Origin of the sequence: Variovorax sp. Sphag1AA (assembly GCF_014192575.1) — a bacterium.
Lineage (GTDB): Bacteria > Pseudomonadota > Gammaproteobacteria > Burkholderiales > Burkholderiaceae_C > Variovorax.
Map to the genome: position 1 here is coordinate 284572 of NZ_JACHYC010000008.1, position 22170 is coordinate 306741.

Consider the following 22170-nt stretch of genomic DNA (forward strand, 5'->3'; position numbering starts at 1 on the left):
TTCAGTTCCCTGTGCCTGCGCGCCCCGGCGGGGTGAGCACGTCACGAAGCAGCGCTTGCCAGTCCGGCCCGCCTTCGTGCTGCGACAGCACCTTCTCGAGCCGGCCATCGATCAGCAGCATGGCAAAGCCATGCACCAGTGACCACGCGCCCACCATGCGCCCCAGTTGGGCCGAATTGGGCGGCTGCGCGGGGTCACGCCCCATGCGCCGGGCCGTGGCGCCACCCAGCATGGCGCGCGATGCTTCCACGGCCTCGCGCAGTTGAGGCCTCTGCATGTCCAGGCGCTCGCTGCGGAACATGAGCAGGAACATCGCAGTGCGTTCGCGCGCGAAGCGCACATAGGCTTCACCGATGGCGTCGAAGCGTTGCTCCGGCGAGCCAGCCCCTTCGCCCGCGACGCGTAGCGCTTCAGTGAACTCGCGAAAGCCTACTGCGGCGAGGTCGCTCAACAGGCCCGTCAGGTCGCCAAAGTGATTCTTCGGCGCCGCATGCGATACGCCAGCCGCGCGGGCTGCCGCACGCAGGGTGAGCGCTGCGAGGCCCTGGCTTTCCAGGATGTCCTGTGCGGCTGCGAGCAGGGCCGCATGCAGCGCGCCATGGTGGTAGGGCGTCCCTTCGGACTTCTTCCGGACGCGGGGGCGTGCGGCTGCCTTGGGGGCGACGTTCTTGCTCATTCAGGGGCTCGGATGCGTTTGCTGCGAAAAATGTTGTCATTGTAAATTTATCTTGACTCGCCGCTCGATCGGGCGTCCAATCCGTTCAACTTGACGCTGTCAATATGTTTGGAGAGACCATCCTCATGAGCTCCGCCCCCACTCCGACCAAGCGCTCCAGCTACTTCAACCCGATCTCCTTCGAGGCCGATGCCGCTTTCCTCCCGGTGCTGGGCGAACTGCCCGAGGGCCTCCAGGGGACGCTCTACCGCACCGGGCCCAATCCCCAGTTCCCGTTGGAGAACGCCCACCTGTTCTTCGGCGACGGCATGCTGCACGCGTTCACGCTGCACGAAGGCCGGGCAAGCTACCGCAACCGCTGGATACGCACCAATGCCTGGCAGGCCGAGCATGCCGCCGGCCGCCGCCTCTACAACGCCGCAGGGCGCCCCATCAACCCCGAAGACCCTGCCCTGCCTGCCGAGGACAACGGCACCGGCAACACGCACGTCATCGGCCACGCCGGGCGGCTCTTCGCGCTGGAAGAGGCCCATCTGCCCATCGAGATCGACGCCGCCACGCTGCGAACGCTGGGAAGCGCGGACTTCGGCGGCAAGCTGAAGGGCCCGTTCACGGCGCATCCGCATGTGGACCCGGCCACCGGCGAGATGCTGTTCTTCGGCTATGGCGCCGGTGGCTACTTCACGCCCGACATCTCTTTCGGCACCATGAACGCCGCCGGCGAGGTCACGCGCTTCGACCGGTTCATCGCGCCCTTCTCCAGCATGGTTCACGACTTCGCCATCACCGAGCACCACATGGTGTTTCCGGTTCTGCCCCTCACAGGCAGCATGGAGCGCGCAAGCAGCGGCCGGCCGCCGTTTGCCTGGGAGCCGGAGCTCGGGGCGCGCGTAGGCATCCTGCCGCGCAACGCACCGGCCAGCGACATCCGCTGGTTCGAGGGCAAGGCTTGCTACATCTTCCATTTCATGAACGCGTGGGAAGAGCGCGACGCGCAAGGCCACCGTCTGTTGAAGGCCGACGTGCTGCAGTTCGAGCAACCGCCGCTGTTCCCCTTTGCCGATGGCCGCCCCACCGATACGCTGCGCTCGATGGCGCGCCTGGTGCGCTGGACTTTCGACCTGGACGGCACGAGCAACACCTTCCGGCAGGAGCCGCTGGACGACCTGCTGGGCGAATTCCCGCGCATGGACGACCGCTTTACCGGACGCGCGCACCGCCATGGCTGGTACGCCTGCCAGCGCGAAGGCGCCACGCAGCCGAGCTACGACGGCGTCGCACACCACGACACGATTCAAGGGCGCCGCGCGGTCTACCACGTGCCGCAAGGCGACCGGCTGTCGGAGCCCGTGTTCGTGCCGCGCGATGCCGACGCTCCCGAAGGCGAAGGCTGGGTGCTGGCCGTCGCTGCGCGCATGCAGGAAGGCCGCAGCGATCTGCTGGTACTGGACGCCCAGGACATCGCATCGGGCCCGGTGGCCACCGTGCAACTCTCGCACCGTGTGCCGGGCGGCTTTCACGGCAGCTGGATCCCCGGTGCCGCGCTCAACCTTGGAGACGACTGATGCAGATCCTGCTGGCCTTCGCGCCCTTCATTGCCTTCGCAGTACTTTCTCGCAACGTTCCGGTGATGCTTGCGCTCGCGGCAGCCGCACTGGTGGCGATCGCCCAGTTGCTCAACGACGTCGTGCGGCACAAGCGCAGCATCAAGATCCTCGAAGTCGGCACCGCCCTTCTCTTCGGCGGCCTGGCGCTCATTGCCTGGTCACGCGGCGGTGCATGGGGCATTGCAGAAGTGCGCTTCTGGGTGGACGGCGGCCTGTTCCTCATCGTGGCCTTCTCGATGCTGATCCGCCAGCCCTTCACGCTGCAATATGCGCGCGAACGCGTCAGCCCTGAGATCGCCGCCAAGCCGCAGTTCCTGCGCTTCAACCAGATCCTGACGGGCGTATGGGCACTGGCCTTCCTCATACTCACCGCTGCGGACCATGTGATGGCGCACATGCCCGAGGTGCCACTGTGGATCGGCATCGCCGTGTCGGTGGGCGCGTTGGCCTTTGCGATCTGGTTCACCGGCTGGTACCCGGAGCGGCAGCGGCGCCTGGCCGCCGCGGCACAAACCGCGCAGGCAACTCGAGGCGCCAACGTGGGCCGCTGACGCGCGTCGTCCCCGACCTCAGACGATCTGGCGCTCTCGCCCTTCCCAGTAGGGCTTGCGCAGATCCTTCTTCAGGATCTTGCCGGTCGGGTTCCGCGGGAGCGCAGCAACGACGTCGACGGACTTCGGGCACTTGAATGGAGCCAGGCGCTCCCGGCAGTACGCAAGGATCTCTTCGGCGTCGATGGCACGGTCGGGCACGGCGACGATCACCGCCTTGGGGACCTCGCCCCACTTCTCGTCCGGCACGCCAATCACGGCGACGTCGTCGATGCTGGGATGCTCGACCAGCACCCGCTCGATCTCGGCCGGATAGATGTTCTCCCCACCGCTGATGATCATGTCCTTGATGCGGTCCGTGACGTAGAGGTAGCCGTCTGCGTCGATATGGCCACCGTCGCCTGAGCGCAGCCAGCCATCACTCGTGAAAGCAGCGGCCGTCGCTTCAGGCTTGTGCCAGTAGCCACCCATGCGTTGCTCGCTTCGAATCCAGATCTCGCCGGGCTGCCCCGTCGGCACGGGCTCACCGGTGCCGGGCTCACAGATCTTGATTTCCACACCGTGGATCGCCTTGCCCGCCGACACCAGCCGGTGGGCCACCGACGGGTCCATGTGGTCCGCCACACCGAGCACGCTCACCACGCCACATTCCTCGGTCATGCCGTAGACCTGCTGCATCACGCCGGGGAAAAGCGCGAGCGAGGCGCGCATCACCGGCAGCGGCATCGGCGAGGCGCCATAGGACAGTCGCTTCAAGGCCGAATAGTCGCGATCGGCGGCACCTGGGACTTTGTTGACCATGGCCAAGAGCGCGGGTACCAGGAAGGTGTGCGTGATCTTCTCGGCTTCGAGCATCTCCAGCACCGCCGCCGGATCGGGTAGCCGCAGCATCGCGATCTGCGCACCCTGGCTCATCACCACCAGCGAGTAGCTCGTACCGCCGACGTGATACAGCGGCATCGCGACCTGGGCCTTTGCGTCGGGGCCCATTTCCTGGTCGAGCGCGACATCGCGCGCGTGCGCGAGCATGCCTCGATGCGTGAGCATCGCGCCCTTCGGAAAGCCGGTCGTGCCCGAGGTGTAGAGCTGCACGAAGCAGTCGTCGGGCTGGGGGGAAAAGGGCTTCGGGTCGGGCTCTTGTGCCGCAAGCCATGCCTCGTATTCATCGTCGGGGCCGCCGATGCGGATGACTCGCTCGACGGTCGGCAGTTGCGCGCGAAGCTGTTCGACAGCGCCTGCGAACTCCGGTCCGACGAAGAGGAGGCGGGCCTGTGCGTCGTTGATGACATAGACCATCTCGGGCGGCGCAAGCCTGAAATTGACGATGGCGTTGGCCGTGCCGACCTGCGCGCAGGCCAGTGTGAGTTCGAGGCACGACGGATGGTTGAAGTCGACCACGGCGATCCGGTCGCCGGGACGCAGCCCCGCCGCCTGCTGGGCCGCGGCATTCTGGCGGACTCGCGCAGCCAGTTCGCGCCAGGTCCGCCTCGTTCCACCGAAGGTGATCGCCGTCGCATCGGGTCGCTGCGCCTCCCAATGGGCAAGGACTGCGGTGAAGTCGGTCAGCGTGGTCATGCAATCTCCTCGTTTTGCGTGAGTGGCAAGTCGTCAGTCCGTTGGCGCGCTGCGTGATTCTGCAGACCCTGGGGCAGGTGCTGGAGCGGGCGAACCCGAAGGCGAGGCACCTGCCCTCGGCCATGCCTTCCCGTCATGGCGCACCGCCCAAAAGGCATTGGCAGGCATCAAGGTTCGGCTCCAGACTCATCGCTCCATTTCCTGCTCATCTGCCCGATGCATCAATCCTCTCTCCTGCTGGCCGTGCTGGCAGCGTTCTCTCCCTCGCTTCACGCCGCCACTGACGCACCCGTCCAACTCGACCTGCTGCTGCGCGGTGGCACGATCTACACGGGCGACGCCCAGACGCCCGTGGTGGGCGACGTGGGCATCATGGGCGACCGCATCGTGTTCGCGGGCAAGGCCGCGCCCGCGCAGTTCAGCGCCAGGCGCACCATCGACGCCACGGGCATGGTGGTGGCGCCGGGTTTCATCGACGCCCACACGCATGCCGATGTCGACCTGCATTCCAAGGACCCCAAGAAGCGCCTCAACATCCCGTTCGTGACACAGGGCGTGACCACGTCGGTGATTGGCAACGACGGCTTCGGCGGCTTCGACATCGCAGCGCAGGCACAACGCCTGCGTGCTGCGCCCATCGGCACCAACGTCGCGATGTACGTGGGATTCGGCCCCGTGCGCATCGACCAGCTCGGCGAGGCCAACCAGGCGCCGACGCCCGCGCAGCTCGAGGTGATGAAGCATCACGTGAGCCAGGCGATGTGCGAGGGCGCGCTGGGCCTGTCGACCGGCCTTTTCTATCCGCCGCAGAACTACTCGAAGACCGAAGAGGTCATCGAGCTCGCCAAGGTCGCAGCGCGGCACGGTGGCATCTACGACAGCCACATCCGCGACGAGTCCATGTACAACATCGGGCTCAAGGGCTCGATCGACGAGGTCATCCGCATCGGCCACGAGGCGAAGTTGCCGGTGCATGTCGCGCACATCAAGGCGCTCGGCGTCGACCGGCAAAGCCTCGAACGCTGACCCGGTCGACGCGGCCATCGCCGTGCTGCGCGACGGCGACCTGCTGATTGCATCGTTCAACCAGAGCGACGACGACGTTCGCGCGTTCATGAAGCGCCCATGGGTCATGACCTCGTCCGACTCGTCGCCCGGTCACCCGCGCGCCTATGGCACCTTCGCGCAGAAGTACGCGCAATACGTCGTGAAGGAGCACGTGATTTCGATGGCGCAATTCATCAACAGCAGTTCGGCGCTGACGGCCGACACGCTCGGTCTCGTGCAGCGCGGCCACCTTCGCCCCGGCTACTACGCCGACGTGGTGGTGTTCGACCCAACGCGCTATGCGGCGAAGGCCACCTACACGCAGCCCACGCTTCTGTCGGAACGCGTGGTTGCAGTGCTGGTGAACGGAGTACTTGCCGTCGACGAGGGCAAGCCCACCGGAGTCGGCGCCGGCGTGCCGCTGCTACGCACGCCGAAGGCCGGCAGTTGCGGTGCCTAGTGGACGGATGTGGTGCTCGCAGTGCGGCGTGCCACGACCAGACGTTTGCGCAGCGACACCTCCGACAGGTCGAGCTCGGCCACCAGCGCGCGAAGCGATTGGTCGTTGATCCGTTGCGCCTGACGCTCGGCGTACAGCACATTGCGCTCGACGTGCAGTGCCTCCAGCCGAAGCTCCATCTCGACCAGATACCGCTGCCGCCGCTGGCGCACTGCTTCGGCCGACTCGGCCTGCGCCTCGGGCGTGGCCGAATCGGCCGGTTCTTCCAGCAGATCGATGCGCTTGCGATAGTCCTGCGTGAGACGCCCCACGGCCTCCTGGTGTTGTGAAAGCCAGTTCGCATCCGTGCTCGCGTGGCGCGCCTTGGGCGCAAGCGCCAGATGGGCGATCGCGGCGCGACAGGCGGCCAAGCGCGCGCTCCGCTCCTCGCGCACGAAGACCGGCTCGCCAGCCGGCGGCAGCCGCCGAAGGACGAGCGGCAGGCCGATGCTGCCGACGATCAATGTGAAGAGGATGGTGCCTGTGGCCAGGAAGACCAGCAGGTCCCGCCCCGGAAACGGCGCGCCGCCGGGCATCTGCAGCGGTATCGACAACGCGCCGGCGAGCGTGACGGCACCCCGGATGCCGGCGAGCGTCTGTGCAAGGGTCAGCAGCGACGTCGGCCGCTCGGCAATATGGCCGCGCTCATGCGCACGATGCAGGCTGCGCTTGACCCCGAGCGTGAGCCACAGCCAGCGCAGGCCGAGCAGCGCTGCGCTGATCGCCACCACCTGCGCGGCAGGCACCCACCACCGGCCCGCCGCCTCGATCAGCGTGGAGCCGACGATCGACGGCAGTTGCAAGCCCAGCAACAGGAACACCGCGCCGTTGAACGCCGACTCGACCACGGTCCACGTGCCTTCGGTCTGCATGCGCTCGGCGATGAATTCACTGCGCCGCAGGTCGGCGAAGTTGGTGGTGAAGCCCGCGGCGACCGCAGCCAGGATGCCCGACACGCCGAGGCGCTCGCCGAGCAGATAGGCCGCGAAGGGCAGCAGCACCAGCAGCAGGACCATCTGCGTGGCCGCCACATCGCCGACACGCCGCGTGACGGCGTCGCGCGTCGCAGCGAAGCCCCAGCCGACCAGCGCCCCCAGCCCGAGCCCGCCTGCGGCCACCCAAAGGAACTCGCGCGCCACTTCGCCCCACGAGAACACCCCAGTCAGCGTGGCAGCCACGGCGAATTTCAGCGCCACGAGGCCGGAGGCATCGTTGAGCAGCGACTCGCCTTCCAGCACGAGCATGGACCTCGCGGGCATGCCCAGGTTGCGCGTGATCGCCGAAACCGCGACGGCGTCCGTCGGAGACACCACTGCAGCCAATGCAAAGGCGACGCTCAGGGGGATGTCCGGGATGATCCAGTGGACCAGGTAGCCGAGGCCCAGCACGGTAAAGAGAACCAGGCCGAGCGCGAGCCGCAGGATCGGCCCGGCCAGCGCAAAGAACTCACGCTTGGGAATGCGCCAGCCGTCCGCGAACAGAAGCGGCGGAATGAAGAGCGCCAGGAACAGTTCCGGATCGAAGGCAATGTGCAGCCCCTGTTGCGGCCACGACAGGGCTGCACCGAGCGCGATCTGGATCAATGGAAGCGGTATGGCCCTCAGGTAGCGGGCCGCGATGCCCGTCAGGGCCCCGAAAAGAAGTACCAGCAGCACGGTCTCGACAGTGTCCATGGGCCGAGTCTGCCAGCTTGGACGGCCAAGGCATCGTGCCGATCCCTACAGGGGACTTCTTCGGATGTGATCGAGCTCGTGCTTCGCAAGCTCGATGAAAGTCTGACCGAGTTGGGACGTGGGCCGGTTGACGTTGGTGACGCTGTAGATCGCAAAGCTCGGCGCCTTGGGGATTCGGATGAGCGCGAGGTCTCGCGAGCGATGCGCGCGGGCGGAGAACTCGTCGACGAACGCAACGCCCGCGCCGCTGGCCGCCATGGCGCAAGCCGCATAGCCTGACCGGACCTCCACCGCCACCTGGCGCGCAATGCCGAACTTCGCGAGCCATGCGTCGATGACGCGACTCTGTGGCGCCTCCGGGCTGTAGACGATCAGGCGTTGCCGCAACGCATTCGCAAGGTCGAACTTGCTGGCCGCGAGCAAGGGGTGGTCCTTCGGCACCGCACAGAGCAGGCTCCAGCGACCGATCTCACGCACATCGAGCACGGGGTGGTCCAGCGGCGCACTGGAGATCGCCACGTCCGCCTCTTCCGCCACCAGCGTTTGGACGATCTCGCGCGTAGGCAGCGACTCGAAGAAGACCTTGGCATGCGCGAAGCGTTGCAGCAGCCTCGCGGTGGCGCGGGGCACCAGCTGGAGTCCGGTGTTGGCGCTGGAGAGCACCCGAAGCGTTCCGTGATCGCCAAAGCGAAGATGCGTCGCGACGTTCTGGACATGCTGAACGCCGCGGTAGACCTTCTCGACCTCCGCGTGCAGGGCGTGCGCCTCCGGCGTCGGGAGGAGGCGTGCATTGCGCCGCTCGAAGAGCGGTACGCCCAGCTGGATTTCGAGATGCCTGATGAGCCGGCTGATTCCCGGCTGGGAGACATGCAGCAGCCTGGCCGCATTGGTCGTGGATCCGGTCGACATGACCGCGCGAAAAACTTCGATCTGCCGGAGATTCATCGCGGGAGTCTAGAACACCGTGTTATAGCCCCGGGTCGCATTGGTATTGGACCCCTGCTGCACACGTTTCTAGGATTCAAGAACCTCATCAGACATACAAGAGACAAACTCATGCGCCAGACCTTCCGACCCCTGTTCAAGGCACTCCTGATTGCAGGGACTGCACTCGCTCTTTCCATCGCCCAGGCGCAGTCCTATCCCACCCGACCTGTCACGCTGGTCGTCGGCTTCGCGCCCGGCGGGTCTGCCGACATCCTCGCGCGCCTGGTTGCACAGAAGCTCGGCGATTCGCTCGGCCAGCCTGTCGTCGTGGACAACAAGCCCGGTGCCGGCGCAACGATCGCGACCGCAGCCGTCGCCGCGTCCAAGCCGGACGGCTACACCCTGCTGCTGGTCACCAGCGGGCACGCGGGCAGCGGTGCGCTCTATCCCAAGCTCAGCTATGACCCGCAGAAGAGCTTCGAGCCCGTCGCGAAACTCGGCGCCTCGCCGGTGGTGATCGTGGCACCGGCAAGCGCGCCTTTCAGGAAGTTGAAGGACGTGATCGATGCCGCGCGCAAGAACCCCGGAAAGCTCAACTACGCGGCGGGTGGCGGCGGCGCGACGACCACGAGCCTCGCGGCCGAGTTCCTGAAGAACGAGGCCAAGGTCGACATGGTCATGGTTCCGTACAAGGGATCGGGCCCGGCACTGACAGCCCTGCTCTCCGGCGAAGTCGACCTGGGTTTCGACATTCCTTCGAGCGCGCTGCCGCACATCAAGGCCGGAAAGCTGGTCCCGATCGCCGTCACGACCAAGTCGCGATCCAGCGTGCTGCCGGATGTGCCCACGGTCGCCGAACAAGGCATCGCAGGCTTCGAGGTGACTGGCTGGTTCGGCGTTCTGGCCCCAGCCGGTACGCCGCAGCCCGTGATTGCCCGGCTGAACAAGGACATCAATGCCTTGCTCAACGACCCCGACACCAAGGCCCGGCTGCAAGGCATCGGCGTCGAAGCCGGCACGGGGAGCCCTTCGGACTTCGGCAAGCTCATCGCCAGCGACACGCAGCGCTATGGCGACGCCATCCGCAAGCTGGGCATCAAGGCGGATTGAGTCGACGCATGGCAAACAGCGAACTCTCGACGGACGTCGCGATCATCGGCGGCGGACTGGGCGGCGTTTCTGCGGCTCTGGCAGCGGCAAGGTTGGGAAGCACGGTGGTGCTGGTGGAAGAGCTGGACTGGCTCGGCGGCCAACTGACGTCGCAAGGCGTGCCGCCCGATGAGCACCCGTGGATCGAGCATCTCACCGCATCGCAAAGCTACGCCGACTTCCGCGCGGCCATCCGTGCCTACTACCGCAGGCATCTGCCGCTGACGGACGCTGCGCAGGCGCGCGTGCGGCTCAATCCGGGCCAGGGGAATGTCAGCTCGCTGTGTCATGAGCCGTGGGTTGCAGTGAAGGTCATCGACGAACTGCTGGCGCCCCACATCGCCTCGGGCATGGTTCGCGTGCTCAGGCGGCATCGGACATTGAAGGCCGAGAGCCACGCAGACAACGTGCGGGCGGTGTACCTGCTCGACCTCGATGCCAACGTCGAAAAGGTCCTGACCGCGCGGATCTTCATCGATGCCACCGAAATCGGCGATCTCCTCGAAATGGCCGGCGTCGAGCATGTCTTCGGTGCGGAGGCGCAATCCCAGACGAGCGAGCTGCACGCACTGCCCGAAGCCGATCCTTTCGACCAGCAAGCCATTACCTGGTGCCTCGCCGCGGACTACCTGCCGGATGAGGACCACACGATCGAGAAGCCGCGCGACTATGACCGGCTCAGGACGCTCCAGCTCGATTGCTGGCCCGGCCCTCAACTGAGCTGGACGCTGAGCGACTTCGTGACGCACGAGCCGAGGGAGCGGCCGCTGTTCGTGGGCCCGACCGACACCGAATCGCTGTACGACCTCTGGCATGCGCGGCGCATTGCATATCGGCAGAACTTCCGGCCGGGCAGCTACGCAAGCGACATCACGCTGGCGAACTGGCCCCAGATGGACTACTGGGAAAGGCCTGTGGTCGGTGTTTCGCCAGAGGAGCAGGCGCGGGCCTTGAACGATGCTCGGGATCTGAGCCTGGCCTTCTTCTACTGGATGCAGACCGAGGCGCCGCGCCACGACGGCGGCCATGGTTATCCGGGGCTCCGGCTGCGCGGCGATGTACTGGGGACGTCCGATGGCCTCGCCAAGCAGGCCTACTACCGCGAAGGTCGACGCATTCGCGCGGAGTTCACGGTGCTAGAGCAGCACATCGGCGTCGCGGCGCGCCCCGGATCCGATGCGGCCGAGTCTTTCGAGGACAGCGTGGGCATCGGCGCCTACCGGATCGACCTGCATCCCAGCACGCGCGGACGCAACACCGTCGACATCGACTCGTTTCCTTTCCAGATTCCGCTCGGTGCACTGCTGCCGGTGCGGGTCGAGAACCTTCTGCCGGCCTGCAAGAACCTGGGAACCACGCGCATCACCAATGGCGCGTATCGCGAACACGCGACCGAGTGGAGCATCGGCGAAGCCGCCGGCGCGCTCGCTGCGTTCGCGCTGGCGCGCAGCCAGCCCTTGCGGTCCGTGCGCGCCGACAAGGAAAGCCTTCGCGACTTCCAGCGCACGCTCGGACAGCAAGGCGTCCTGCTTGCGTGGCCCACGTTCGGGGCTCTGACACCGACGCGGCGCGTCGGGTATCAGTTCGCATCAGGGCGCTGATGCGACGGACCGGGCTCAAGCCAGCTTGAAAGGCAACGCCCGCACCGGCTTCCCCGTGATCGCCGCCACCGCATTCGCAAAGGCGGGCGCCAGCGGAGGCAGCCCCGGTTCGCCCATGCCAGTGGGCGCATCGGCACTCGGCACGATGTAGACGGCAATCTGTGGCGCGTCGGTGATTCGTGGCACCACGAAGTCGCTGAAGTTGCTCTGCTGCACGACGCCGTCTTTCAGCGTGATCGCGGCGCCGGGCAGGCACATCGACATCCCCATCACCGCGCCACCCTGCACTTGTGCTTCGACGCTCTTCGGGTTGACCGCGAGATTGCAATGCACGCCAGCCGTCACGTTGTGCAGCGTGGGCGTGCCGTCCTTCACCGAGGCTTCGACGACATACGCCACCACGGAATTGAAGGACTCGTGTACCGCCACGCCCCAGGCCCGACCTGCGTCGAGCTTCTTCTTGCCGTAGCCGGACTTGTCCACCGCGAGTTGCAGTGCCGCCTTGTGGCGCGGGTGCTGGTCACCAATGAGCTTCATGCGATAGGCGACCGGGTCCTGCCTGGTGGTGCGGGCGATTTCGTCGAGCAGCGTTTCCATGACGAACGCAGTGTGGGTCGAGCCCACGCTGCGCCACCAGAGAACCGGCACGTTGAGCTTGGGGTGATGCACCGTGAGCCGCATCGGCACGTCGTAGGGCTCCTTCATGCCTTCGACTGCAGTGGCGTCGATGCCGTCCTTGACCATCATCGGCTCGAACATGCTGCCCATCAGCAGCGACTGACCCACGATGACGTGGTCCCAGGCTGTGACCTTGCCCTGCGCGTCGAAACCGATCTTCGCGGTGTGCAGATGCATCGGGCGGTAGTAGCCGCCCTTGATGTCGTCCTCGCGGCTCCACAGCGTGCGGATCGGCGCTGCGATGCCCGCAGCCTGCGCGGCCTTGACGACGCCACAGGCCTCGGCCACGAAGTCGCTGGTCAGCAAGCCTCGACGGCCGAAGCCGCCGCCCGCCATCAGCGCGTGGACCTTGACGTTCTCGGGCGGCACACCCAGCACCTTGGCGGCTGCCATGCCATCGATGCCCGGCATCTGCGTGCCCGTCCAGACTTCGGCCTTGCCTCCCGCGAGGCTGACGGTGCAGTTGAGCGGCTCCATCGGCGCGTGCGCGAGATACGGGAAGACGAACTCGGCCTCGATCTTGTGCGGGGCTCCGCCGAGCTTCGAGACATCGGCGTCGTACTTGCGATTGCCCGGCTTCGTCGCGAGCTCGCGGTATTGCGCGAGCTGCTTTTCGCTGTCGACCTTCTCGACGCCGCTGGTGTCCCAATCGAGCTTGACCGCGTCGCGGCCCTGCTTGGCGGCCCAGTAGCCGTCGGCGACCACCGCCACGCCTTCCGCGCCGCGGTCAAGCTGTACGCGCACAACGGCCTTCACGCCCTTGATCGCCTTCGCGGCGCTGTCGTCCACCGACTTGAGCTTGGCGCCGAACACTGGCGGATGAGACACGACGGCGGTCAGCATGCCAGGCAGGCGCATGTCGATGCCGTAGTCCTGGTGGCCGCTGGACTTGGCCTGCGCGTCGAGCCGGCCGGTGGGTTTGCCGATTAGGCGGAAGTCCTTCGGGTCCTTGAGCTTGACGTTCTCGGGCACCGGCAGCTTCATCGCCGCTTCGGCGAGCTCGCCGTAGCCCAGTTGCTTGCCGCCGGGGCCGATCACGACGCCATTGCGCGTTTGCAGCGTCGAGGCATCCACCTTCCACTGTGCCGCTGCCGCGCTGACCAGCATGGCGCGGGTGCGAGCGCCGAGTTCGCGGTATTGCATGTACGAGTTCTTGATGGAACCCGAGCCGCCCGTGATGTGCATGCCGAACGCAGGGTCGACATAGGCGGGATCGTTGGTGCCGTGAACGCTTCGGACCTTGGACCAGTCGGCGTCGAGTTCTTCAGCCAGGATCATCGGCAGCCCGGTCTGCACGCCCTGCCCGAAGTCGAGCCGGTTGATGGTGATGGTGGTCGTGCCGTCGCGGTCGATGCGCACGAAGGCCGCCGGCTGCTGGAACGGTTTCAGGCCTGCCGGCCTGGCGGGTGCCGCGCTCGTGTCCTGCGCGAGCGCGCCCATCGGAAAGACACCGAGCGCGAAGCCGCCCACCGCCGCGAGCTTCAGGAAGCTGCGACGAGGCAGGCCATTGGGTTCGGTGGTGTTCTCGTCGCGCGTCATCAGCGCGCGGAGGTTGGCGGGCAGCTCGAAAGTGGCTTGATCGAAGTTCATGGTGATCTCCTCGTTCAAGCCAGCGCCTTGGCGGCGTCGGCGACGGCGGCGCGGATGCGCACGTAGGTGCCACAGCGGCAGATGTTGCCGGCCATGGCTGAATCGATCTCGGCCTCGCTAGGCAGCTTTCCGGGCGTGACGGTCTTCAGGAAGGCGGTGGCCGACATGATCTGGCCGCTCTGGCAGTAGCCGCACTGCGCCACGTCATGCTTGACCCAGGCTTCATGCACCGCCTTGCCGACCTTGTCGCTGCCATCGGTGACTGCTTCGATGGTGGTGATCTTCTGGCCCGCCGCGGCGGAGATCGGCGTCACGCACGAGCGGATCGCCTGGCCGTTGAGATGCACCGTGCAGGCCCCGCAGAGCGCAGCGCCACAACCGAACTTGGTGCCGGTCATGCCCAGCGTGTCGCGCAAGGCCCAGAGGATGGGGGTGGAGGGATCGGCGTCGACCTGCAGGTCCTTGCCGTTGATGCGAAGGGTAGTCATGGTGGGGCTTTCTCGTCTTCGATGAATATTGATTCGGCGAAACGATAGACCTGTGCGCAGGCCAGGTCAAGCGACTCAGGCCTTGATACCGTCCCAGCAGAGGCCGAAGGCCATCGCGAGGTTCTCGTCCGTGCGCGCCAGCGCACCAGAACGAAGCAGGTTGGCGGTCTCGCGCACCGAGCCGCCAAAGCTGTTGGTCAACAGAACCGTGGGCACGTCCTTCAGGATCTGGTGCGCCTTGGCCGATTCGATCAGGTCGACCCAGTCCTTGATGAGCCGGGCGGAGAGATTGCGGCTCTCTTCGCTGAACCAGGGCGAGTTGTAGTACTGCTCGAGAAAGACCACCTGCGCATAGTGCGTCAGGCGGTGTTCGAGCCAGTTCATCCACATGTGCCGGAAGCGGCTGCGAAACGGCGCTTTCGGGTCATCGCCGTGCATGAGCATGGCGGCGGTGGTCGTCTTGGCCTGCTCGTAGAGCGCGACCATCAATTCTTCTTTCGACTTGAAGTAGACGTACAGCGTGCCCGTGGCCAGGCCCGCTTCGCGCGCAATGGCGGCCATGGTCAGCCCGCTCAGGCCGGTCTGTTCGACCAGCGTGAACGTGGCTTCGGCGATGGCGCGGAGCTTTTCGTCGTCCTTGGGTTTCACGGCGGCGATCTTAGTGCCTTTTGGTTATTGGCGAACATATATTCGCTCAACCCGCCGATCGGGACTCGAGCCCGGGGGCTCGATCAGGGTGGCCTCAGTGCGGAATGCAGGGGCTCGTCTTGGAGCACTTGTCTCCGATGACGGCCGTCGCCTGGATCTCGATCTGCATGCCCGGCACGGCGAGGTTCGACACCGTGATCTGCGCGCTCGCCGGGAAATTGCGGTTGGGGAACATCTCGCTGCGCACCTTCGAGAAGGTGGCGCCGTTGCGGGCATCGGTCATGAACACCGTCATCGTGACCACGTCCTGCAGGCTGCCGCCGGCCCGCTTCAGCGTCTGGTCGATCAGCGCAAAGACCGTTCGCGCCTGCGCCTCGAAGTCACCCTTGATGTCCTTGCCGGTCAGGTCGGTCGTGGTGGTCTCGCCGGCGAGCCAGACGACGCGCCCGCCTTCGGTGATCACCGCCGGCGAATAGGAGCGGCCCTTGATCCGCTCTCCCTGCTCCATGTAGTCCGCCGCCAGGGCGGACGTGGCAAACGTCAACGCAGCCGCACTCGCGGCGAAAGAGGCCAATAGCTTCATCGAAGATCTCCGGTGGGGATGCGACGGTTCAGGTCGCGTTGCTGAGGAAGAAGTCGGACGCGGCCGCATCAGCAGCAGCACGCATCCACGCAAAGGTGCCGCGGCGCGCGTGCAGACAATGTGCGCACGGAGTCGCATGCCTCGTGCACGATCCGTTCGTGGTCGCACGCGATGAATCGGCCATGCCGCAGGAGGATCCGCCCGTCGACCATCACGGTGTCGATGTTGGCGGGCTGTGCCGAATACACCAGCGAATAGGCGGGATCGACGACGGGCGCCATGTTCGGGTCCCCGGTGCGCACGACGATGATGTCCGCCCGCTTGCCGGTCACCAGTGATCCGACGCGGTCCGCGATGCCGAGATCGTGAGCGCCGTCGATCGTGGCCAGCTCGAGCAGCCGCTTCGGCGACAGCGGGATGCGCGCACCGAAGCGCTGCTTGTGCGACCACAGCAGTGCACGCATGCAGCTGAAGAAGTCCGCATTGGCCGACGCCGCCGAGCTGTCGACCGACAGGCTCTGCCGCACCCTGGCTTCGAGAAGCTCCTGGAACTGGATTTCGCCACGCGTCGCCTGCGCATAGTGGACTTCGATGACCGGCGAACAGGTCATCGAGGTGCCGCTTTCGGCGAGCCGCACGCATTCGTCGGGCGATATGCCCTGCGGATGCACGAGCTGCAGGTCGGACCCCAGCAGGCCGTGCTGGTCGAGCACCGACACCACGCCGGGCCGCGCATGCATCGTGACAGGCAGCCCGAGCTCGCGGATGCCCTCGATCTCCGCCGCCACGACGTCGATGGGAACCACGCCGCGCGGGTTGGACACCGGTGTGCGCACCGCCGCGCCGAGCGTCAGCAGATCGCCCTCGGGCAGGCCGCCGCGCTGCACGCGAGCGAGGTCATTTAGATCCATCGGCCGGTCGAGCGGACTCTCCTGTGCCCAGCCGTACGAGAACCTGCCGCGCACGCCCATGTCGTTCATCGCGCGGATCTCGGCATCCGCATGCGCCGGGCTCCGCGTGTTGTGCGACCAGTTGTTCACCGTCGTGATGCCGGAGGCGATGCCCTCCGCAAGCCCCAGGCGCACGGAACGGTAGCTGTCCTCGGGCGTGAAGAGCGGCCCGATGCCCAGCGTGACCGGGAAGTAGCCGCGCACCGCATCGTCGCCCCGGACGAGCGCGCGCAGCGAGCTGTTCCACAGATGCCAGTGCGTGTCGACGAAGCCCGGCATGACGATCATGCCGCGCGCGTCCACTTCCCTGGCGCCGTCCGCCTTGAGATCAGGGCCGATCGCCGCGATCTGGCCGTCGCGCACCAGCACATCCGCGCACGGCATGTCGCCGAGCACCGGATCCATGGTGAGCACGTGTCCGCCGCGGATGACGAGCTCGCTGCCCGTGCTCATTCCGCTTTTGCTCCGGAGATGCGGATCAGACGTTCCTTCTGGGCCATGTCCGCCTGGATGAACTTCGCGAAGTCGTCGGGCGTCGAGAACACGGGGTCGAATCCGCGGGCCGTCACCTGCGTCTCGCGGAACGCGGGGTCCGCAGTGATCGCAGCAACGTCGGCGTAGATCTTCTGCACGATGGCAGGCGGCGTGCCGCCGGTGGCGAAGAGGCCGAACCACGATTCGTGCGGGTCGATGTCGGCGTAACCCGCCTCCTTCAGCGTGGGCACGTTCGGCAGGCTCGGAAGACGTTCCGCGCGCCCCACCGCGATCGGCTTCAACTTGCCCGTCGCGATGTGCATCTGCGCGCCTGGAACGCCGGCCAGCGTCAGGTCGACCTCGCCGGACAGCACGGCGAGCACCGCCGGCGAGATGCCTTTGTACGGCACATGGTTGAGGTCGATGTGGCTGCGGTGCCTGAGCCCTTCGAAGAGCAGATGCGGCAGGCTGCCCGAGCCGTACGACGCATAGCTCAGGCCGTTCGGCTTCGATTTGGCCAGCGCCACCAGCTCGTCCATCGTGTTCGCCGACACCGAGGGATTGGCGATCACCATCTGCGGCAGGCTCACGAGCCGCGAGATGGGCGCGAGGCCGCGCACCGGGTCGTACGGCAGCGACTGGGACAGGAACGGATTGCTGGTGATCGTGGCCTCGCTGGTCAGCAGCAGCGTGTGGCCGTCCGCAGGCGCCTTCGCCACCGCGGACGCGCCGATGATGGTGGAGGCGCCCGCCTTGTTGTCGACGATCACCGGCTTGCCCCACTTCTTCTGCAGCCTGTCGGCCAGCGTGCGGGCAAGCACATCCACCCCGCCGCCCGGCGCATAGGGGACCACGATCTTCACGGTCTGGCTCGGAAAGCCCTGCGCGAAGACTCCCATCGGCAGCGACAGGCACAACGCCGCGAGAAACCTGAACAACTTCATCGATAAGCCCAAGGAAACAAGAGAGAGATATTCAACCGCGCAGTTGCGGCATCAGCTGGAATGCGTTGTCGCGGTAGACCGCGCGCAGCTCTTCCGGCGTCAGCCCCGAAGTTTGCAGCCCGGCCGAGATGCGGTGCGGCTCGACCCACGGATAGTCTGACCCGAACACGATCTGCGACGTCGGCACGATCATCTTCAGGATGCCGATGTGCACCGCATCCGCCGCCGCGGCGGTGTCGTAGTAGAAGCGGCGGAAGTGATGCAGCCGCGAGTCGGCCGGCGCCTTGCGCGCGAGACTCTCGGTGGTCTCGCCCACCAGGTAGCGCTGCGCCCAGATGCTGCCGCCGCCGTGCGACCAGATGTAGCGCACATCCGGCGTCGCCTTGGCGGTGCCGTTGTGGATCAGGCTCACCATCGCGCGCGCCATGTCGGAACCCAGCTCGACGAAGGTCGGCAGGATGCCCGGCTGGAAGTCCCACGAGCAGCAGTTGGGTGCCGTGGCGTGCGTGTAGACGATCGCCTTGCGACGGTTGAGCTCTTCCCAGACCGGCGCGAAGGACTTGTCGCCCAGCCACTTGTCGTCATAGCTCGACAGCAGGCCGACGCCGTCCGCCTTCAGGGTGTCGAACGCGTATTCGATCTCGCGCAGCGTGCCTTCCACGTCCGGCAGCGGCAAGACCGCGAAGTGGCCATAGCGCCCCTTGTAGTCGGACTTGAGGCGCGCGGCATATTCATTGAGCTCGCGCGCCGCCTTGCGCGTCTCGGCCACGTCGCCGAACCAGACGCCCGGCTGCGTGACCGAGAGGAACGCCTTCTCGACATTGCCGCGGTCCATCGACTCGATGTCCTGCGCCACCGTGTAGGTCTTGAACTGCTCGAAGCCGAGCACCGGCTTCACCGAATTCTTCGACTCGACGAGCTTGACCCACGCCGGCGAAAAGAAATGGTGATGGAAGTCGATGCGCGGGACATTGACCGCCGGCGCTGGCTGTGCGGATTGAACCGCCTGTGCGAGCGCACCGGCGCCGGGCACGGCAGCGGTCGCGCCGAGCGCGGCGAGCGAGCGAAGGAACCCGCGACGGGAGCTGCAACCCAGGTGGCCGCAGTTCGGTTGCCATCTTGCTCTGTTCATTCCTGCGCTACCTCAGTGGCTGCCGAACAGCTTGTACGAAGGATCGTCGCGACCCGTGCGTGCGCCCATCACGTAGCCACTCTTCACGATGGCGGCCGGCACGTCGAGCACGCGGCGGTAGTCCATCACCGTCTGGCGGCTGTCGAGTCCCCACTTGCCGTTGCGACGCGACCATTTGTCCAGGTAGCGCGAATGCATCCAGCGCTCTTCGTACACATCGTCGCGGCCTTCCTTCTTGACCAGCAGCGTGGCGGTGCCAGTCGACTCGCTGACCGCGGTGTCGCCCTTGACCTCGATGAGGATGTTGGTGATGCGGTGGTTGTTGCCCTCCATCTCGCCGTGGGCCTTCATCATGAAGTCGGTGTAAGCGGCCCAGTTGGGGAACACCGACTTGCCGAATTCGACCTTGGCGTCGGGATGTCCGATCGACATCAGCAGTTCGCGGTCCAGCCGGTCCAGCGCACGCGGGTACTTGTAGAGCAGCTCGGTGATGGCCTGCTTGCTCAGCAGCTCTGCGAGTTGCGCCGACTGCACCTTCGCCTGGGTTTGAGCCTGCGCCTGGACGCCGACGGAAAAGAGGGCTGCGCATGCAATCGTCGAACTGACGAGCAAGCGGCGGGAAATGGATCGCATCTTCAATTCTCCTGGTGTGGGTCGGCATGGATTTCAACCGCAGGCGATCCATTGAGCAAACGATTTAATCTCATAGATCCATAAGTTGAAATCATCGAAGAATCAGCGATCTCATTCTTAGAATCCCGCCGCTGCGGCGCACCGCCGCCACCTCGGGAGCTCTCTTGACTCGCACCACACGGCACTCGCGCCAGTCCATCGCCCGTCGTCTTCGCTTTCAGCAGTTGCTCATCTTCGAGAAGGTCGTGGAGGCGGGTTCCATCCTCGCCGCCTCTCGCGAGCTCGCGATGACGCAGCCGGCAGTCAGCAAGGCCGTCCACGAAATCGAAGAACAACTCGGTGGCGCACTCTTCGTGCGGAGCAAATACGGCGTCGCGCTGACCGACTTCGGCGGCCTGTTCGAGCGACATGCGAAGTCCATGCTGGCGGAGTTGCGCTACCTGGCGGAAGACCTCAACGCCTCGCAGACGGGCGTCTCCGGCCATGTGATCGTCGGTACGCTGATCGCGGCATCAGCGACCCTCCTGCCGCAGGCAATCACCCGGCTCAGGCAGGCGGCGCCCGATGTCGCGGTCACGGTGCGAGTCGGACCCAACTCGGCGTTGTTTCCGGCCCTGGCACGCGGCGAACTCGACGTCGTCGTCGGCGCTCTACCCGGTGCATCTTCCGCGGGCCTGCACGAAGCCGACCGCGCTCGCCTCACCCATGTGCCGCTGTACGACGAGGCCTTGCGCGTCGTCGTCGGCGTGCAGCATCCGCTCGCACGGCGCCGCAAGATCCAGGCGGCGGATCTGCAGGAGCAGGAGTGGATCGTGCCCACCTCCGACTCGGTGGCCTACGGTGCCGTCAGGCATTTCTTCGAGCAGCAGGGGCTGTCTCTGCCGCGTCAGCCGGTGGAGTCGATCTCCATTCTGACCAACCTGGAGTTGCTTCGCGCGGGATCGATGGTCGCGCTGATGCCGCAGTCGGCCGCGATGCGATTCGCGAAGTCCGGATTGCTTGCAGTGCTACCCATGGAGGGTCTGGGAACCTTCGGCGGAGTGGGCTACACGATCCGTGCGGACCTCGAGCCGACGCCCGCAACGCGCCGTTTTCTCTCGGCGGTCGAAGAGGCCGCGGAGGCCCTCGGCCCGCGACGGAAGTGAGTCACGTCATGTATTCCACATGGCTATACATCACGCCCAACTTCTCATTATTCAAGAATAGGTCGGATCTCTAGACTCCCGCCGCATCACAAGTTGGGGTTTGTCACCGTGTCATCCGTCTTCTCGCTTCCGCCCACTCTGAGTGGCCTTCGCAACTATGTCGACGGTGAGTTCGTCGAGAGCAGCAAGACCTTCGACAACGTCAGCCCCCTGAACGGCCGCGTACTCGCGAAGGTGCACGAAGCCGATGAAGCGCTGGTCGATCGCGCAGTGCGCAGCGCACGCCGTGCAGTCGAAGGCGCATGGGGACGCACCAATGTGCAGGAGCGCGCGAAGGTGCTGCATGCGGTGGCCGATGGCATCGAGCGCCGCTTCGACGAGTTCCTCGCTGCCGAGATCGCGGACACGGGCCGCCCGCTCGAACAGGCCCGCTCACTCGACGTCTATCGCGGCATCGCGAACTTCAGGACCTTCGCCGATCTGGGCAAGGTCGCGCACGGCGACTACTTCGAGACCTTCCTGCCCGACGGAACGAAGCTGCTGAACCACACGCTGCGCAAGCCCCTTGGCGTGGTTGCAAGCATTTCGCCGTGGAACCTTCCGCTGCTGTCGTTGACGTGGAAGGCGGCGCCCGTGCTCATCTGCGGCAACGCGATCGTGTGCAAGCCCTCGGAGGAGACGCCCTCGTCCGCCACGCTGCTGGCGGAGGTCTTTCACGAAGCTGGCGTGCCAGCCGGCGTGTTCAACGTCGTGCACGGCTTCGGGCCGGGCTCGGCCGGCGAGGCGCTCACGCGGCATCCCGGCATCGATGCGGTGACGTTCACCGGCGAATCGCGCACCGGCGCCGCGATCATGAAGGCGGCCGCGGATGGTGTGAAGGACATCTCCTTCGAGCTCGGCGGCAAGAACGCCGCGGTCGTGTTCGCGGACGCGGACTTCGACGCCGCAGTCGAAGGCGTCATCCGCTCGTCCTTCACCAATTCAGGGCAGGTGTGCCTCTGCTCCGAGCGCGTGTACGTGGAGCGTCCCATCTTCGATCGTTTCATCGCGGCCATGAAGGCGAGGACCGAGGCGCTGAAGATCGGTTGGCCCGACGAACCCGGTGTCTTCATGGGCTCGCTGATTTCGCGGGAGCACCGCGAGAAGGTGTTGTCTTACTACCGGCTCGCAGTGGAGGAAGGCGCGACGGTCGTTACCGGGGGCGGTGTGCCGGTCTTCGGCGACGAACGCGACGACGGCGCCTTCGTGCAGCCGACGATCTGGACCGGCTTGCCAGACACCGCGCGTTGCATGATCGAGGAAGTCTTCGGGCCGGTGTGCCACATCTCGCCGTTCGACAGCGAGGACGAAGTCATCCGCCGCGTCAACGACACCGCCTACGGCCTCGCCAGTTCGGTGTGGACCACCAATCTTTCTCGCGCGCACCGCGTGACGCCGCGGCTCAGCGTGGGAATCGTTTGGGTCAACACTTGGTTCTCGCGCGACCTTCGCACCCCTTTCGGCGGCACCCGACTTTCCGGCATCGGCCGCGAAGGTGGCCGCTATTCGCTCGACTTCTATTCCGAGACGACCAACGTCTGCATCAAGGTCTGAGCGTGCC

Annotated in this window: 20 protein-coding genes; 8 read left to right on the forward strand and 12 right to left on the reverse strand. The window is 66.0% G+C overall.

Translation table 11 applies throughout. The features are described from left to right. Window position 1: 1 nt before the first annotated feature. Window positions 2–676 (reverse strand): TetR-like C-terminal domain-containing protein, encoded by a 675-nt coding sequence (locus tag FHW64_RS29370; protein WP_184531925.1) that lies wholly within the window; start codon window positions 674–676, stop codon window positions 2–4. Window positions 677–801: 125 nt separating this feature from the next. Here FHW64_RS29370 and FHW64_RS29375 point away from each other — a divergent pair, with 125 nt between their 5' ends. Continuing rightward, complete coding sequence (locus tag FHW64_RS29375) at window positions 802–2241, forward strand: carotenoid oxygenase family protein (protein WP_184531927.1); 1440 nt, start codon at window positions 802–804, stop codon at window positions 2239–2241. Continuing rightward, window positions 2241–2834, forward strand: coding sequence for a hypothetical protein (locus FHW64_RS29380; RefSeq protein WP_184531929.1), 594 nt, complete (start codon window positions 2241–2243; stop codon window positions 2832–2834). Before FHW64_RS29375 ends, FHW64_RS29380 begins: the two co-directional genes overlap by 1 nt. 18 nt (window positions 2835–2852) lie before the next feature. Here FHW64_RS29380 and FHW64_RS29385 read toward each other — a convergent pair whose 3' ends face one another. Beyond that, entirely contained in the window at window positions 2853–4409 is a 1557-nt protein-coding gene (locus tag FHW64_RS29385; RefSeq protein ID WP_184531931.1) for a long-chain-fatty-acid--CoA ligase, read from the reverse strand. Window positions 4410–4625: 216 nt separating this feature from the next. Between FHW64_RS29385 and FHW64_RS34555 the strand changes: the two genes are divergently transcribed. Both FHW64_RS34555 and FHW64_RS34560 read left to right on the forward strand, forming a co-directional pair. Next, a complete protein-coding gene (locus FHW64_RS34555; protein WP_260306457.1) occupies window positions 4626–5435 on the forward strand; it encodes an amidohydrolase family protein in 810 nt (269 codons plus the stop codon). After that, a complete protein-coding gene (locus FHW64_RS34560; RefSeq protein ID WP_260306458.1) occupies window positions 5383–5916 on the forward strand; it encodes an amidohydrolase family protein in 534 nt (177 codons plus the stop codon). The genes FHW64_RS34555 and FHW64_RS34560 overlap by 53 nt, the downstream gene beginning before the upstream one ends. Here FHW64_RS34560 and FHW64_RS29395 read toward each other — a convergent pair. Further along, a complete protein-coding gene (locus FHW64_RS29395; protein ID WP_184531933.1) occupies window positions 5913–7628 on the reverse strand; it encodes a Na+/H+ antiporter in 1716 nt (571 codons plus the stop codon). The genes FHW64_RS34560 and FHW64_RS29395 overlap by 4 nt on opposite strands. Before the next feature lie 45 nt (window positions 7629–7673). After that, complete coding sequence (locus tag FHW64_RS29400; protein WP_409350655.1) at window positions 7674–8573, reverse strand: LysR family transcriptional regulator; 900 nt, start codon at window positions 8571–8573, stop codon at window positions 7674–7676. Window positions 8574–8684: 111 nt separating this feature from the next. Here FHW64_RS29400 and FHW64_RS29405 point away from each other — a divergent pair, with 111 nt between their 5' ends. After that, window positions 8685–9665 (forward strand): tripartite tricarboxylate transporter substrate binding protein, encoded by a 981-nt coding sequence (locus tag FHW64_RS29405; RefSeq protein WP_184531937.1) that lies wholly within the window; start codon window positions 8685–8687, stop codon window positions 9663–9665. A gap of 8 nt (window positions 9666–9673) precedes the next feature. Beyond that, window positions 9674–11305, forward strand: coding sequence for an FAD-dependent oxidoreductase (locus FHW64_RS29410; RefSeq protein ID WP_184531939.1), 1632 nt, complete (start codon window positions 9674–9676; stop codon window positions 11303–11305). Window positions 11306–11320: 15 nt separating this feature from the next. On the opposite strand, the gene FHW64_RS29415 is transcribed toward FHW64_RS29410, so the two are convergent. The 8 genes from FHW64_RS29415 to FHW64_RS29450 all read right to left on the reverse strand — a co-directional run bounded on the left by FHW64_RS29415 (window position 11321) and on the right by FHW64_RS29450 (window position 19425). Further along, window positions 11321–13522, reverse strand: a complete 2202-nt coding sequence (locus tag FHW64_RS29415; protein WP_409350659.1) for a molybdopterin cofactor-binding domain-containing protein — start codon at window positions 13520–13522, stop codon at window positions 11321–11323. A 65-nt stretch (window positions 13523–13587) separates the two neighbouring features. Further along, window positions 13588–14061, reverse strand: coding sequence for a (2Fe-2S)-binding protein (locus FHW64_RS29420; protein ID WP_184531943.1), 474 nt, complete (start codon window positions 14059–14061; stop codon window positions 13588–13590). A 75-nt stretch (window positions 14062–14136) separates the two neighbouring features. Continuing rightward, the gene (locus FHW64_RS29425; protein ID WP_184531945.1) at window positions 14137–14709 is read right to left on the reverse strand and encodes a TetR/AcrR family transcriptional regulator; all 573 of its coding nucleotides are present in this window, start codon (window positions 14707–14709) and stop codon (window positions 14137–14139) included. Between the two features lie 94 nt (window positions 14710–14803). Continuing rightward, window positions 14804–15292, reverse strand: a complete 489-nt coding sequence (locus FHW64_RS29430) for a RidA family protein (RefSeq protein ID WP_260306459.1) — start codon at window positions 15290–15292, stop codon at window positions 14804–14806. A 68-nt stretch (window positions 15293–15360) separates the two neighbouring features. Continuing rightward, window positions 15361–16695: an amidohydrolase family protein gene (locus FHW64_RS29435; RefSeq protein ID WP_184531952.1), complete on the reverse strand. Its 1335-nt coding sequence runs from the start codon at window positions 16693–16695 to the stop codon at window positions 15361–15363. Next, on the reverse strand, window positions 16692–17660 hold the full coding sequence (locus FHW64_RS29440) for a tripartite tricarboxylate transporter substrate binding protein (RefSeq protein ID WP_184531954.1): 969 nt from the start codon (window positions 17658–17660) through the stop codon (window positions 16692–16694). The genes FHW64_RS29435 and FHW64_RS29440 overlap by 4 nt, the downstream gene beginning before the upstream one ends. 31 nt (window positions 17661–17691) lie before the next feature. Then, window positions 17692–18792, reverse strand: a complete 1101-nt coding sequence (locus FHW64_RS29445; RefSeq protein ID WP_184531956.1) for an amidohydrolase family protein — start codon at window positions 18790–18792, stop codon at window positions 17692–17694. A 12-nt stretch (window positions 18793–18804) separates the two neighbouring features. Then, window positions 18805–19425 (reverse strand): nuclear transport factor 2 family protein, encoded by a 621-nt coding sequence (locus FHW64_RS29450; protein WP_184531958.1) that lies wholly within the window; start codon window positions 19423–19425, stop codon window positions 18805–18807. A gap of 164 nt (window positions 19426–19589) precedes the next feature. On the opposite strand from FHW64_RS29450, the gene FHW64_RS29455 reads away from it, so the two are divergent. Both FHW64_RS29455 and FHW64_RS29460 read left to right on the forward strand, forming a co-directional pair. Next, a complete protein-coding gene (locus tag FHW64_RS29455; RefSeq protein WP_184531960.1) occupies window positions 19590–20570 on the forward strand; it encodes a LysR family transcriptional regulator in 981 nt (326 codons plus the stop codon). Between the two features lie 108 nt (window positions 20571–20678). Next, window positions 20679–22163, forward strand: a complete 1485-nt coding sequence (locus FHW64_RS29460; RefSeq protein WP_184531962.1) for a 2-hydroxymuconic semialdehyde dehydrogenase — start codon at window positions 20679–20681, stop codon at window positions 22161–22163. Window positions 22164–22170 lie beyond the last annotated feature (7 nt).